The organism is Gilliamella sp. Pas-s27 (assembly GCF_009795865.1).
GTDB lineage: Bacteria > Pseudomonadota > Gammaproteobacteria > Enterobacterales > Orbaceae > Gilliamella.
The window spans coordinates 27,817-42,636 of sequence record NZ_WTEW01000002.1 but is presented as its reverse complement, the minus strand read 5'-3'; the positions used below and the strand labels follow the sequence as shown (position 1 = coordinate 42,636).

14 protein-coding genes and 1 pseudogene are annotated in these 14,820 nt (G+C 33.8%); 10 read left to right on the top strand and 5 right to left on the bottom strand.

The genetic code is table 11. The annotated features are described in order from the left end of the window. The first annotated feature begins 11 nt into the window (after window positions 1-11). The 4 genes from GQ589_RS01305 (at window position 12) to GQ589_RS01290 (ending at window position 4,415) form a co-directional block, all read left to right on the top strand. The gene (locus GQ589_RS01305; protein ID WP_160412018.1) at window positions 12-1,121 is read left to right on the top strand and encodes an ATPase, T2SS/T4P/T4SS family; all 1,110 of its coding nucleotides are present in this window, start codon (window positions 12-14) and stop codon (window positions 1,119-1,121) included. Then, a complete protein-coding gene (gene hofC / locus GQ589_RS01300; RefSeq protein WP_160424073.1) occupies window positions 1,118-2,293 on the top strand; it encodes a protein transport protein HofC in 1,176 nt (391 codons plus the stop codon). The genes GQ589_RS01305 and hofC overlap by 4 nt, the downstream gene beginning before the upstream one ends. Further along, the gene (locus tag GQ589_RS01295) at window positions 2,293-3,087 is read left to right on the top strand and encodes an A24 family peptidase (protein ID WP_160424071.1); all 795 of its coding nucleotides are present in this window, start codon (window positions 2,293-2,295) and stop codon (window positions 3,085-3,087) included. Before hofC ends, GQ589_RS01295 begins: the two co-directional genes overlap by 1 nt. Window positions 3,088-3,257: 170 nt before the next feature. Beyond that, window positions 3,258-4,415, top strand: coding sequence for a M20 aminoacylase family protein (locus GQ589_RS01290; RefSeq protein WP_160401441.1), 1,158 nt, complete (start codon window positions 3,258-3,260; stop codon window positions 4,413-4,415). Between the two features lie 118 nt (window positions 4,416-4,533). On the opposite strand, the gene ygfZ is transcribed toward GQ589_RS01290, so the two are convergent. Beyond that, window positions 4,534-5,409 (bottom strand): tRNA-modifying protein YgfZ, encoded by an 876-nt coding sequence (ygfZ, locus tag GQ589_RS01285; protein ID WP_160424069.1) that lies wholly within the window; start codon window positions 5,407-5,409, stop codon window positions 4,534-4,536. Between the two features lie 221 nt (window positions 5,410-5,630). Here ygfZ and GQ589_RS01280 point away from each other — a divergent pair, with 221 nt between their 5' ends. Further along, window positions 5,631-5,807: a hypothetical protein gene (locus tag GQ589_RS01280; RefSeq protein ID WP_160424067.1), complete on the top strand. Its 177-nt coding sequence runs from the start codon at window positions 5,631-5,633 to the stop codon at window positions 5,805-5,807. A gap of 136 nt (window positions 5,808-5,943) precedes the next feature. Here the strand turns inward: GQ589_RS01280 and cmoB are convergent, their stop codons facing one another. Together cmoB and cmoA are read right to left on the bottom strand one after the other, a co-directional pair. After that, window positions 5,944-6,912, bottom strand: coding sequence for a tRNA 5-methoxyuridine(34)/uridine 5-oxyacetic acid(34) synthase CmoB (cmoB, locus tag GQ589_RS01275; protein ID WP_160424065.1), 969 nt, complete (start codon window positions 6,910-6,912; stop codon window positions 5,944-5,946). 36 nt (window positions 6,913-6,948) lie between these two features. Next, a pseudogene (gene cmoA / locus GQ589_RS01270) lies at window positions 6,949-7,671 on the bottom strand (carboxy-S-adenosyl-L-methionine synthase CmoA); the annotation flags it as partial. 80 nt (window positions 7,672-7,751) lie between these two features. Between cmoA and GQ589_RS01265 the strand changes: the two are divergent. Together GQ589_RS01265 and rnd are read left to right on the top strand one after the other, a co-directional pair. After that, on the top strand, window positions 7,752-8,897 hold the full coding sequence (locus tag GQ589_RS01265; protein WP_160424062.1) for a metallophosphoesterase: 1,146 nt from the start codon (window positions 7,752-7,754) through the stop codon (window positions 8,895-8,897). Between the two features lie 28 nt (window positions 8,898-8,925). Further along, window positions 8,926-10,023, top strand: a complete 1,098-nt coding sequence (gene rnd / locus GQ589_RS01260; protein WP_160424060.1) for a ribonuclease D — start codon at window positions 8,926-8,928, stop codon at window positions 10,021-10,023. A 76-nt stretch (window positions 10,024-10,099) separates the two neighbouring features. Here rnd and GQ589_RS01255 read toward each other — a convergent pair whose 3' ends face one another. Then, on the bottom strand, window positions 10,100-10,792 hold the full coding sequence (locus GQ589_RS01255) for a 5'-methylthioadenosine/adenosylhomocysteine nucleosidase (protein WP_160424058.1): 693 nt from the start codon (window positions 10,790-10,792) through the stop codon (window positions 10,100-10,102). Between the two features lie 98 nt (window positions 10,793-10,890). Between GQ589_RS01255 and GQ589_RS01250 the strand changes: the two genes are divergently transcribed. Further along, window positions 10,891-11,661, top strand: a complete 771-nt coding sequence (locus tag GQ589_RS01250; protein ID WP_160424056.1) for an SDR family oxidoreductase — start codon at window positions 10,891-10,893, stop codon at window positions 11,659-11,661. A gap of 20 nt (window positions 11,662-11,681) precedes the next feature. Then, complete coding sequence (locus GQ589_RS01245) at window positions 11,682-12,551, top strand: co-chaperone YbbN (RefSeq protein WP_160424054.1); 870 nt, start codon at window positions 11,682-11,684, stop codon at window positions 12,549-12,551. Between the two features lie 53 nt (window positions 12,552-12,604). Here the strand turns inward: GQ589_RS01245 and map are convergent, their stop codons facing one another. Then, window positions 12,605-13,393, bottom strand: coding sequence for a type I methionyl aminopeptidase (gene map / locus GQ589_RS01240; protein WP_160424052.1), 789 nt, complete (start codon window positions 13,391-13,393; stop codon window positions 12,605-12,607). A gap of 219 nt (window positions 13,394-13,612) precedes the next feature. Between map and rlmC the strand changes: the two genes are divergently transcribed. Continuing rightward, window positions 13,613-14,761, top strand: a complete 1,149-nt coding sequence (gene rlmC, locus GQ589_RS01235) for a 23S rRNA (uracil(747)-C(5))-methyltransferase RlmC (protein ID WP_160424049.1) — start codon at window positions 13,613-13,615, stop codon at window positions 14,759-14,761. Window positions 14,762-14,820 lie beyond the last annotated feature (59 nt).

The following is a 14,820-nucleotide window of genomic DNA, read 5'->3' as shown; positions in this document are numbered from 1 at the left end:
GAAGCGCCTTTATGCAAGAAGAACAGCTAATTGAAAGTATTGATAAATTACTGCTTGAAGCGTTAAATAAGCGTGCTTCGGATATTCATTTTGAGCCTTACCAACATAGCTATCGTATTCGTATGCGTATTGATGGTGTTTTGCACGATATGTTATCACCCCCACTTGCATTAGCGAAACAGATTACTGCAAGGCTAAAAATTATGTCTAAATTGAATATTGCTGAACATAGATTACCCCAAGATGGGCAACTTGTGATTGACCGTTATACCATGCGTATTGCCACTTTACCCGTCATGTATGGTGAAAAAATTGTTTTAAGAGTTATGGATAACCATGAATCAGAACTAACAATTAATGACTTAGGATTAACAGATGCTGACCTTTTAACATTCAAGCAAATTTTAAACTATCCGCAAGGTTTGATTTTAGTTACTGGACCAACAGGTAGTGGTAAAACGGTAACACTATATAGTGGATTAAAGCGGTTAAATAAAACTGAACGTAACATTTGTAGTGTTGAAGATCCCATTGAAATTCCCTTAGATGGCATTAATCAAACTGCGATTAATCTTAAGGCAGGTTTGACGTTTGCTATAGTATTGCGTGCCTTACTACGGCAAGATCCTGATGTAATGATGATCGGTGAAATTCGCGATCGTGAAACTGCCGAAATAGCAATCCAAGCTGCGCAAACTGGGCATTTAGTGTTATCTACATTGCATACTAATTCAAGTGTCGAGGCAATAACACGATTAAAGCAAATGGGTATAGAAAATTATCTATTGTCATCAAGCTTAAAATTAATCATTGCTCAGCGGTTAGTTCGAAAATTGTGCCCACATTGCAAAGTTGTGGCAAGTGATTTGGTTAAGTTAGATAATGAATACGAACCCCATTATTTAGCTTCAGGATGCCAAAACTGTATTGGTGGTTATAAAGGACGAATTGGGTTATATGAATTTTTAGTTATCACGCCCGATATTCAACAGCAAATATTAGTCAATCAGGCTATTTCTTCTTCCAATATGATTTCACTAAAAATGGCTGGACAAAAATTAGTGAAGCAGGGCGTGACGACGTTAACTGAATTAAATCGAGTTTTGGGTGATACCGCATGAAACGGCTCTATTATTGGTATGATGTCGATTTTAATCAACACAAAATTATCGCCGAATCATCACAGGCTGTTAAACGGCATTTATTGTTGCAAGGTAAAATCGCCATTAAGATTAAAGCAGGTAATATTATTACCGCACATAGTTTTAATCGTACTGATTTGCTGATGATTACTAAACAATTAGCGACGATGTTAAAAGCTGGATTATCTATTATTGATACATTGCAATTACTTGCCCAAGAGCAAACTAAACCTCACTGGCAATATTTGTTACTTGATATTAAGCAACAAATAGCTAAAGGCGAATTTTTATCCCAAGTATTACGACAACATTCTTCGGTATTTTCTGCCCTGTATTGCGAAATTATAGCAACAGGCGAACTGACAGGACAGCTTGATGAAAGTTTTGAGCAGTTAGCTGTATTGCTTGAAAAATCAATTAAACTACAAAAAAGTCTGAAAAAGGCAATGCGTTATCCACTGTTTTTATTATTGGTTGCTGTAATTGTAAGTTTGGTGATGTTGTTGTTTGTTTTGCCAAAATTTTCGGATATTTATCAAGATTTCGATGCTCAGTTACCTGCTTTTACACAAGGTGTTATTGATTTTTCCAATTATTTGCAACAAAATTGGTTAATTGGGTGTGTGATTTTTTCTATTAGCTATTTTTGTTATCAACGCTATTTAAAAGTACACTATCGCCATAAAATCGAAAAGATAATAATCAAAAGTCCTTTTATTGGTCCAGTGATCAAAACTAGCTGCTTAACGCAAATTTTTCAAACCATTGCGATCACCCAAAAAGCAGGCATACCATTATTAGCAGGTTTAGCTGCAGCGGCGAATACCACTTATTATTGCCTTTATCGTGATAGCCTTTCGAAAATTATAGCTAGTATTGAGCAAGGACACTCATTTAGCCATGTATTGCATCAGCAATTACACTTTCCTAGCTTATGTGCCCAGCTTATTCGTGTGGGCGAAGAGTCAGGCACATTAGATTTAATGCTTGATAAGCTCGCTAACTATTATCAAGAACAAAATCAAACCTTAACCGATAATTTATCACAAGCGTTTGAGCCATTATTAATGTTAGTATTGGCCTTGATTATTGGCAGTCTAATTGTGGCTATGTATTTACCGATATTTCAAATGGGCGAAGTGATTCACTAATGTTAGCATTTATCATTATTTGTTTAGGACTTTGTGTTGGTAGTTTTATTTATGTTGCATATTGCCGTTATTTGCCAACAATTACATCATGCCAATATTTATACCGTATTTGTGTTTATCGATCCGCTTGCTCGCACTGTCATCATCGACTTAATGCTTGGCAATTAATCCCCATTGTTTCTTGGCTGATATTAAAAGGACGTTGTCATTACTGTAACACTAAGATTTCATGGCATTATCTTATTGTCGAATTATTGATCTCGGCTTTATTTGTTATTATCTATTTTGATTATGGTTTAAGTTATCAAAGTGGCATTTTAATGCTACTTGGTTGCTACTTTTTGCTGTTAGCTTTAATCGATTTTAAATACTTTTTATTACCTGATTTGTTTACCCAACCATTGATGTGGTTTGGTGTAATACTTGCCTATTTTAACATAACTAACATCAGCTTAACTGATTCATTACTTGGTATCTTTTTGGGGTATTTATTATTAAAAGTGCCTGCTAGTTTATTTTATTTAGCTTTCAAAAAACAAGGACTAGGTGGGGGGGATATTAAATTATTGGCGGCATTAGGCAGTTGGTTACCTTATATTGAGTTGCCTATATTGCTATTTTTTGCCTCGGTATTAGGGATTTTATATTGCCTTTTTTTGCGGTATGTGCTGAATAAAAACACCTTAAAAGGTATTCCTTTTGGACCGTTTTTGTTAATTTCTGGTTATGTGATGGTTTATTTGGGTCAAAGTGTTTCAAAAATATTGCTATTTACGTCGCTTTTGATTAATTAATCATGTATCAAAAGCACATCAAGTTGTTACCCCTTTCAATATTAGCAACATATAACTAAAATTGATATTCATAGTAAAAATAGTTATTTTTATAAAAGTGAAAATCGCGTTATAGTACCAACAAGATCAGCTTGTTGTGCTGTAATCAGTCACTACTTAAGGAATTATTTATGATATCAAATAGCATTAATGAACTAAAAAACGAAATGGAAATATGGCGCCACCATATTCATGCTCATCCTGAAACCGCCTTCGAAGAAGTTAACACAACACAATTTATTATTGAAAAACTCCAGTCTTTTGGGATTACTGAACTGTATACCCATTTTGCCCCAACGGGCGTTGTTGGTATTATCAAAGGTCAGCAAGAAGGGCGGTGGATTGCGCTAAGAGCGGATATTGATGCATTAGATATTATTGAAGAAAATAACATCGAATATTGTTCGACGATTCGTGGCAAAATGCACGCTTGTGGACATGATGGACATACTGCTATGTTACTTGGCACAGCTAAGTATTTAAGCGAACATCGCGATTTTGCAGGAACTGTTGTTGTTATTTTTCAACCAGCCGAGGAAAACGAAGGTGGAGCACGAGTTATGGTTGAAAATGGCTTATTTGAGCAATTCCCAATTGAAGCGGTGTACGGTATTCATAATCAACCTAACATGGCATTAAATCATTTTTATATTAATCATGGTCCAATGATGGCGTCGTATGATGTGTTTGAAATTAAAATTACTGGCGTGGGTGCGCATGCGGCTGCTCCTCATCTTGGTAAAGATACGATTTTAACTGCTACACAAATAGTGAATAGTTTGCAAAGTATTGTGAGTCGTAATACTGATCCGCTAAGTTCGTTAGTGGTTAGTGTGACTCAAATTCATAGCGGTGATACTTGGAATGTGTTACCTCAAGAAGCGGTGATTCGTGGTACAGTTAGGACATTTAGTGCTCAAGTACAAGATATGGCTGAACAACGAATTAAACAAATTGCAACTGGCATTGCCACAACATTTGAAGCTAAAGCCGAAGTGGATTATCAACGTCGTTACCCTGCAACAATTAATTACGCAAAACAAGCTGATATTGCAATTGCCGCCGCTAAAAAAGTTGTTGGGCAAGATAACTTAGTTATTGATCCGCTTCCTTCAATGGGATCAGAAGATTTTGCCTTTATGTTGCAAAAAATACCAGGTGTATACGTTTGGTTGGGTGCAGGAAAAGGTGCTAACTTACATAATCCCGCCTTTAACTTCAATGACGAAGTATTAGCAACGGGTGTAAGCTATTTTGTTGAAATTGTTAACCAAGAATTGGCTAAGTAACGAACTAACTAACTATAAGTAGTTAACTAAGTGATTAAGCTACTAGCTGAAACGGTAGATACATAAAACTGCCGGAATAAACATTAATTTATTCCAGCAGTTTTAGCTAAATAACAGATTAAAACATCAATCGGCTATTGTCATTACCGTAGATTCTAAATACGGTATTTAAATCAATTCCATTATTTAGTACAACTTGGACACAAATGCTGTCTTTGTCATCTAGTCTTGTTGCAGCTAATACTAAGCCGCCTTCTCGCCAACCACCAGTAAGTTTGTATTCAAGTGTACTTCCCACTTTGGGCAGAACATTACTTGTTCCTTTAATAACATACATACCGCGTGTATTTGCACCACGAAACTGCGCTCTAGCAACCATTTCTTGCCCGCAATAGCAACCTTTGTCAAAGCTGATTGCATCATATGATTGTAAATTGCAAGCTTGTGGTAATAAAATGGCCATATTGATATCATCAATAACTGGATAACCAGCCTGAAAATCAAGTTTTAACCAGTCACTACATGGATTCAAATCATTTGGAATTGATTCCGGCGTTATCATAATGACGCGTGTTTCAGGTAAAGGTAACTTGATGTAGGTGATGTTATTTTCAGTTAAACAGCTTTTATCAATTAATTTAGCTTTAATTGCAGCTGGTATGGCATCGTCAACCAATCCAACCATATTTAAGTCTTGGACTAGTTCGATAGATACCTTAGAAAAAACGGCATATTTTGCTAGCTCAGCAACCTGTCTTTTTGCAACGCTTTTACGTTCAATGTAGTAAATATCGTTACCTCGTTGAAATAACAATAACGTACTCCACATTCTGCCTTTACTGTCACAATGAGCAGCATAGAGTGTAGCGTGTTCTGAAAGGCGGTTAATATCATTGGTTATTTGTCCTTGCAAAAAAACACGGTTATCGTCCCCTGAGACTTTAACCAATTGCCAGTCAGCAAGAGAAGTCGGTTTAGAAGAAATATTGCTCATATTTGTACCTTTAGGTAATGAAGGATTCCAGTACTGTTATATTTAGAAATGCTTAAGTTCTGAGTGTATATAAAAAACCAAAAAATAACAATAAAATCAATTAGCGATATTTAAGAAATTAATTTTATTTGTAGATGTTCCTCGCCCAAAAAGTGGACAAAAGTCGCCTCTATGATATAAACAAAAATCATAGGAGACAAATATCATGGTCAAAAAATTTAGTGCCGAATTCAAATAACAATCAGTTGATTATGCGTGATCTTATCAGTAAGCTTGCCAACCATTTAGGTTTGGGTAGATCAACTCTATATAAGTGGATTAGGCAACTGTCCCCCAATAAAAACAGACGTCGAGAGTTAACGGCTGAGCAACAACGGATTATGGCGTTAGAAAAATAAATTGTATTTTTTTATACTAATTATTAATAATATAACACGCTACGCAAAAACACCAATTACAAAAAACAAAATGTAGATATTCAAACATATCGGATAACTATTTTAAATTATAGGTATTTATAGTTATCAATTCAGTTTATTTTTTAGCGATAAAAACTGCTCGTACTGGAGCAGGGTAGCCTTCAATGGTTTTGCTTAAATCATTTGAATCTAAAAAATCAGCTAGTGAATCAGAACTCATCCATTCTGTTTTTCTTTGTTCCTTTAAACTTGTTGGTGATATATCGACCATTTTTACGTCCGAAAATCCACATTTGCATAACCAGTTAATCATTGTTGGAACGGATGGAATAAAGTAAACATTACGCATTTGTGCATAACGCTCCCCAGGCATTAATGCTTGATGTAATTCACCATCAATGACTAACGTTTCGAGAACTAATTGTCCACCGTCAACAAGTTGATCTTTTAATTGATAAAGGTGATCGAGTGGCGATCTTCGATGGTATAATACTCCCATTGAAAATACAGTATCAAAGGCATTAAGTTTTGGTAGTTGTTCAATTCCAAGAGGTAATAAATGAGCTCGCTGATCATTACCTAGCAGTTTGCGAATTGCTTCAAATTGGCATAAATAAAGCGCCATAGGATCGATTCCAACAGCGAGTTTGGCTCCTGCACCAATCATCCGCCATAAATGGTAACCACTGTTGCAACCAACATCTAAGACGGTTTTCCCTTCTAAATTATCTATATAATTAATTAACCGTTCCCATTTCCAATCTGAGCGCCATTCAGTATTAATATCAATACCATACAAGTGAAAAGGGCCTTTACGCCAAGGCATCATATTTTTTAGTAATTGGGTAATTCTTTGTTGTTCGCCGGCAGAAAGTGGTTCTTGCGCTTTTACTGTTACGCTATGCAATAAATCAATTTGATAAGGCGTAATAGATGGTAAATGCTTAATGCTATTGAGCCATTGATTAAAGCGGTTATCAATATTCTGTTTTTGCCAGTTTGCGAGTTGTGCTGGCAATACTTCAAGCCAGCTACTAAGTTTATTTTTTGCAATAATCTGGTAAAAATCACCAAAATCAATCATTGTATGTTCCTTGTCAATTACGCTTATATCAAACTGTTATTTTATGGCAATAATCGAGCCAAAATTAAAACATTGAAACCAAGTATTAATGTGGGAGAAACCAGCATCAGCAAGCCGTTTTTTATGAGTTTCAATTGTATCTGTAAGCATCACATTTTCTAGCATATTACGCTTTTGGCTGATTTCCAGTTCACTGTAGCCATTAGCTCGTTTAAAATCATGATGCATATTAAATAGCAGCTCATCGATAGTGGAATCATTAAAGCTAAATTTTTCAGATAGTACCAAAATGCCATTTGGTTTTAACGCATTATAGATATTATTTAAAACACGTTGACGATTTTCCGGGGTTAAAAATTGTAAGGTGAAATTGAGTACAACCATTGATGCATTTTGCATGTTAATATGACAAATATCATCACAAATTACATCTACAGGGGTGTTTGCTTTGTAAGATTCGATGTGTCGTTTACAACGCTCAACCATTGGTAAAGAATTATCAATGGCAATTATTCGACAATTTTCTTGATTGACATTACGACGAATAGAAAGGGTTGCCGCACCTAAAGAGCAACCTAAATCATAGATCATCGAGTTTGGTTGGACAAACCGTTTTGCCAACATTCCGATCATTGAAATAATATTGGAATAACCAGGAACAGAACGTTGAACCATATCCGGAAAAACCTCGGCGACTTTTTCGTCAAAAGTCCAATCCCCTAATTTTTCGACGGGTACGCTGAATAATTGGTCTTTTTTGAGATCCATAAAAGTTAGTGGTACGATAAAAAATAATTCTGTTATTATATCATTTTTTGTATTCAATTGTTCTAATAATTATGGGATTTATTAATTTTGCTGTTCCTTTTATAGCCATTATTATCTGTATTTTAATGGCTGTGTATTTAGGGAAAAGATGGTTATTTTGGTTTAATTTTCATTTAACAGGTTATTATAAAACCATCTATTGGGTGGTTGTTGTGACCGCAGGATTATCTCTCGTACTTTCTAGGGTATTTGACGGTACTTTTAATAAACTATCTCTGGTTTTTAATTCTATTTTTGCAGTAGTGCTGTGTAGTATTTTTACACTATTGATTTTTGATGCAATCTATCTGTTTAGTAAAAGAAAATTAAAACCTAATTTATGGCTTAAAATTGTTTATATAAGCGCTGTTTTGTCACTATTTTATTGGGGCCATAAAATGGCAATTAGTCCAAAAAACGTTTATTATCAAGTAAAAATTGACAAACTAGCCCATGTTGAACAATTACGTATTGTGCAGCTTAGCGATATTCATATTAATGAATTAACGTCGACTGAATTTATTCAGCAAATGATTGATAAAGTAAACCAATTAAATGCTGATTTTATTGTCATTACTGGTGATACATTAGATAAACGTTTAGCACCTTTTATTGAACATGGTTTTGATAAGCAATTGCAACAACTAAAGTCAAAATATGGCACTTATGTTATTTTTGGTAACCATGAATATTTAAATACTAGAAAACAAAATAATCGTGAAGAAGATATTATTCATGCTTTTAAACAAGCAAATATGAAAGTTTTGAAGGATGATATTGTCTATCTAGATGATGTGGGAATTACATTAATTGGGCGGGATGATTTTTCTTCTGTACTCTATGATGTGAAAAGAGCAACATTGGACGAGCTGATGATGTTTGCAAATACAAGTGCCCCTATTATTTTACTAGATCACCAACCCAAAGATCTTACTGAACCAGAAAAACTAGGTGTTGATTTAATGATTTCTGGGCATACTCATGCTGGGCAAATATTTCCTATCAACTTTATCGAAAAGTTAATATATAAAAATGCTTATGGTCTATATCAAAATGAAGAGCAACATTTTACTAGTATAGTCAGTAGTGGGTATGGATTTTGGGGACCACCCATTCGCTTAATGACTCGTTCCGAAATTGTGGTGATTGATGTTGTATTTGAAAAGCACATACAATAAATTAACTTATCTGAATAGGAATTTGACTTTGTCTTATCAACTTATTATTAATGATGATCAATTAGCTGATTATTGTTCTAAAATCGAAAATAGTTCGGCGATTGCGTTAGATACTGAATTTATTCGAACTCAAACCTTTTATCCTCATTTAGGGCTGTTACAAATATTTGATGGAGAACATGCGGCATTAATTGACCCCATAGCAATCAATGATTGGAAGGATTTTCTAATCATTTTAAGCAATCCTAAAATTGAAAAATATTTTCACTCGTGTAGCGAAGACATCGAGGTTTTTCTCCATTATTTCGGAATAGTACCCACTCCTATTATAGATAGCCAAATATTGGCTTCGTTTTTAGATAATCCACTTAGTTGTGGTTATGCTAGTTTAGTAAAAAAATATTTAGAGATAGAGCTTGATAAAAGCGAAACTCGAACAGATTGGTTAAAACGCCCATTAACTGAAAGACAATGCGAGTATGCCATAAATGATGTGTTATATCTTTTTCCCTTAATAAACATTTTAAAATCACAATTAAGCGCAAACAATTATTTACAAGCAGCTTATCAAGAGTGCCAAATGGCAGTTATGCGTAAATGTGAAGTTATGGACCCCAAAGATGCTTATTTAAATATTAAAAATAATTGGCAACTAAAAGGTAAAAGTTTAGGACGATTATATAAATTAGCTAATTGGCGATACAAGTTGGCCAAAGAACAAGATATTGCTTTGAATTTTGTTATACATGAAGATGCATTATTTAAAGTTGCACGTTATTCACCTACATCATTAGCTGAACTTAATAAGTTAGGCATGAAAGGGAAGGAAATTCGTTTGTATGGACAAACAATTTTAGCTATTTTATCTGAATCAATACCCGACATTCCACCTGTATTTAAGGTGAGTAGTTACCCTAATTATAAGTATATTTCTGATAAATTAAAGGAAGCGGCTAGAGAACTAGCTAAGCAGACTGGACTTAATCCTGATTTATTAATTTCTCGTCGGTTAATTAATCAATATGTAAAATGGCAAACTAATAAAAACGATGATAAGCCTGAAATATTAATAGGCTGGCGAAAAGCTTTATTTGAAAAATATTGTTTTGACATTGATGATGCTTAGTATTTTTATTGAGAGCAATTGCCAATCTTAAATATGATTGGCTTTTTGGGGAATACACATCATTTTAAAATGTAGTTTATGCAAGCTCACTTAGCATTGATTCAACAATAAGTGATGATTGTGCAGCTGCTAATTTTAAAAATGATTCAAAATCAACGGCGGACTCATTATCACCATTATCTGAAATAGCTCGAACGACAACAAAAGGGACTTTAGATAACCAACAAACATGACCAATAGCTGCTGCTTCCATTTCAACAGCGATTGCATCAGGAAAGGTTTGTTTTATTTTTTCCAATGTAGCTTTACCATTGATAAATGCATCGCCGCTACCAATTGATCCTTCAATCGCATTAACACCATGTTTTTTTATACAACTTTGGGCGAGTGATTGATATTTTTGATCTGCCTTAAATGTAACAGGGCAACCCGACATTTGTCCAGGTTTGTAACCAAAAGCCGTTAAATCAACATCATGATAAAAAACATCTTTTGAAACAATAATATCACCAATATTAAGAGTAGCAGATAACCCTCCAGCTGATCCCGTGTTGATAACTGCATCGACTTTATAGTTATTTAATAGTACAGTAGTGCCTGACGCTGCAGCAACTTTACCAATACCCGATTGAAGCAAAACTATGTCACATCCTGAAATTTTTCCAAGATGAAAAACATAACCTAAATGATGTTCAACGTGGTAATGAGTAATTTTACTTTTTAATATGGCTACTTCTTCTTCCATTGCTGCAATAATGGCGATTTTCATAGGATCCTCTTGGCTTATTTGCATAACTTGAATTTAGATGTGCTATCATAATTGCTAGAGATAAACTTGACAATATATGAATTAACGGAGCTATAAAATTGCGAACTATTTTTATTACGGGCTGTTCGAGTGGAATAGGTTTAGTGTCGGCCATTGCCTTAAAAAAACGAGGGTATCGCGTTATTGCGTCATGTCGCAGACTATCTGATCAAAAAAAACTTATTGAGCAAGGTTTTGAAACAGTTTTGCTTGATTTAGATAATCCCGACTCAGTTGACCAAGCAGCTCAGGAAGTTTTAACCTTAACAAATGGTAAATTAGATGCATTATTTAATAATGCAGGTTTTGGTGTGTATGGGCGATTAAATACTATTAGTCGTGAGCAGTTGGAATCACAATTTTCAACTAATTTCTTTGGGATTCATCAATTAACTCAACTGTTACTTCCTGCGATGCTTGAACAAAATGAAGGACGAATTATTCAAACAAGTTCAATTGTTGGTATTATTGCTACTCCTGGTCGTGGTGCTTATTCTGCAAGTAAGTATGCATTAGAAGCGTGGTCCGATGTACTAAGATTAGAATTAGCTAATACCAATATCAAAGTTAGTCTGATTGAACCTGGACCATTAAAAACGTATTTTTCAAATAATGTTAATCAAACAGAAAAAGAAAATATTGTAAAAAACCCACCTATTGCCAAACGATTTACGTTACCACCAGAAGCCGTGTTACCTTATTTATTTCATGCGCTTGAAAATAAAACCCCTAAAATACGTTACAGGGTAACAAAAATAACTAAAATTGCTGCCATTGCTAAACGTTTGCTTCCAGATAGATTAATGGATAAAATTTTAAAGAATAAATAACCATATACCTAGGACATAATATGCAAAACCAATTTATTTTTGATGTTAATGAACAAAATATTCAAGAGATTATAGAAAGATCCTTTCAATCCCCTGTATTGTTTTATTTTTGGTCTGCAAGAAGTCCAAATTATGAAGCAATGACAAACGTATTGACAAAATTAGCTAATGAACACCATGGTCAATTTATTTTAGCTAGCCTTAATTGTGATGAAGAACAAATGCTAGCAGCTCAATTTGGTTTAAGAGCAATTCCAACTGTTTATCTTTTTCAAAATGGTCAACCTGTTGATGGTTTTCAAGGCCCACAGTCAGAAGAAACGATCAAAGAATTTTTAATAAAGTTTTTACCTAACGAAGATGAACTAAAACTTATTGAGGCAAAAAACTTATTTAATGAAGCAAAATATGAACAAGCATTACCTTTATTAAGACAAGCTTGGAAAGCGCTTACTGATCATCTTGGGAAAACAAGAACAGATATTGCTTTAATGCTAGCAAAATCACAAATAGAACAAAAACAATTAAGTGAAGCTAAAGATGTGCTTGCAACAATTCCTCTACAAGATCAAGATTCCACTTTTCATGGTTTACAAGCTGAAATCGAGTTACTTGAACAAGCAGCAAATTCACCTGAATTGCAATTATTACAAGCTGAACTAGCTAAGCAACCTGATAATGTTGAACTTATGATTCAGTTATCATCTCAATTAATGCAAGTTGGACGTCATGAAGAGGCATTAGAGTTATTATTTAAACCACTTACCCAAGATCTTAATGTAGGCGAAGGGCAGGTGAAAAAAACATTACTTGATTTGCTAGCTGCTCTCGGCACAAGTAATCCATTAGCAAGCTCATATCGCCGTAAACTTTATACTTTATTGTATTAAAGTTTATTAAATGAAGAGATTCAACAATAAGCTATTGTTGAATCTTTTTTTATTTAGTGTTCAATAATACGAGGGAAGTTTTCATTACTACGCAATGTTAAGACTTCAACTCCATTGTCAGTAACTAAAATAGTATGCTCATATTGAGCGGAAAGCCCATGGTCTTTAGTTTTGACTGTCCAACCATCTTTCATAGTACGAGTACGCCAATCACCTGTATTTATCATTGGTTCAATCGTAAATGTCATCCCTGGTTTTAAAATGACACCGCCATCATCAGCATCATAATGTAAAACTTGAGGCTCATCATGATATACCTTGCCAATACCGTGTCCACAATATTCACGAACAGATGAAAATCCAAATTTATCGACATATTTTTGGATTGTTTTACCAATTTCTTTTAGACGAATACCTGGTTTTATAATTCTGATCGATTCATATAAGCTTTCTTGTGCTACTTGACACAGCTTTTCACCAACAATTGTCGGTTTACCTGCTATGTACATTCTTGATGTATCACCATGATAACCATCTTTAATCACGGTTACATCAATATTAAGGATGTCACCATCTTTTATTTTTTTATCAAAACTTGGAATGCCATGACAAACCACATCATTAATTGAAATACAACTTGTATGTCGATAACCGCTATAACCAATATTTGCAGGAATCGCTTTTTGAACATTAACGATATATTCATAGCAGATTTTATCCAGTTCTCCAGTACTAATACCTGGCTTAACATAGGGTTCAATCATTTCTAATACTTCAGCAGCAAGCTTTCCTGCTATGCGCATTTTTTCGATTTCTTCGGGGTTTTTTAACTTAATAGACATTAAATTTTTCCTATAATGTTGATGGCAATATCCTATCATACAGCTGTGTTTCGTCAAATCATAACAGATGATTAACTACACATTTTATCTATATTCTTATAATTTTTTTGTAAAAAGTTTTCTGAAAAACATGTGTTTTAGTATAAAATTCGAAACTATTTATTATATTAGTTCAATTTTATATATAATATATTTATTATAAAAAAGGCCTTAATCATAATGCAATGTCACTTTTATCAACAAAAAAAATGTTTGTCATGTCAATGGATAAATCACCCTTATCAAACACAATTAGAACAGAAACAAACAACTCTGATTCAGCAACTAAGTAAATTTAATCCTATAGAAGTGAAAAAGCCTTTTGCCAGCAAAGAATCTGCTTTTCGTAATAAAGCCAAAATGGCGGTATTAGGTACGGTTGAAAAACCGATATTAGGTGTTCAGACTGGTAATAAGGTAGTTGATCTTTGTGATTGTCCACTCTATTCAAATAATATGCAAAACATTCTGAAAATAGTGAGAACTTATATCAGAAAACAAGGCTTAGTACCTTATAATATTAATAAGCGAAAAGGCGAGCTGAAGTTTGTTATTATTACAGAAAGCAGTTGCAATGAGACGAGTAGTTTTATGTTGCGCTTTGTTTTAAGATCACACAAATTTGTCGAGAAAATTAAGCGTTCTTTTCATCAATTGCAAGAAAAAATTCAAAGTCTACAAGTCGTTTCAATTAATATTCAGCCTAATCATTCAGCTATTTTAGAAGGAGATGAAGAGATCGAGCTAACTGAGAATTCCTTTTTATCGATAACTTTGAATGGGATTCCATTGTTTATAAAATCTAAAAGTTTCTTTCAAACAAATACCTATGTTGCTAACAATCTTTACAAGACAGCAAGTGACTGGGTCACAAATTTAAATGTGAAATCTATTTGGGATCTATTTTGTGGAGTAGGCGGATTTGGTTTAAGCTGTGTTAGCCATTCTACTAAAAAAAATATTCAACTAACTGGTATTGAAATTAACTCTGATGCAATTGAATGTGCAACCTTATCAACAGAAAGGCTCGGTTTTAAACAGCTAGTTTTTAAGTCTTTTGATGCAACACAATATGCGATAGCTCAACAAAATGTACCCGATTTAGTTTTATTGAATCCTCCAAGACGAGGGGCGGGAAAGATACTTATACAGTATTTAGAGCAAATGGCTCCTAATTATATTTTATATTCAAGTTGTAACTTATTTTCATTAATTGATGATTTATCATTATTGTCAATTTATCAAATCCAAAAAGTACAGTTATTTGATATGTTTCCACAGACTTCACATATGGAAGTGTTAGTTTTATTACAAAAAAAGTCTAAGTAAGCTAATAATAAAAACAAAAATACTATCTCCTATCTATGAAATAGATATTATTTAAAAGT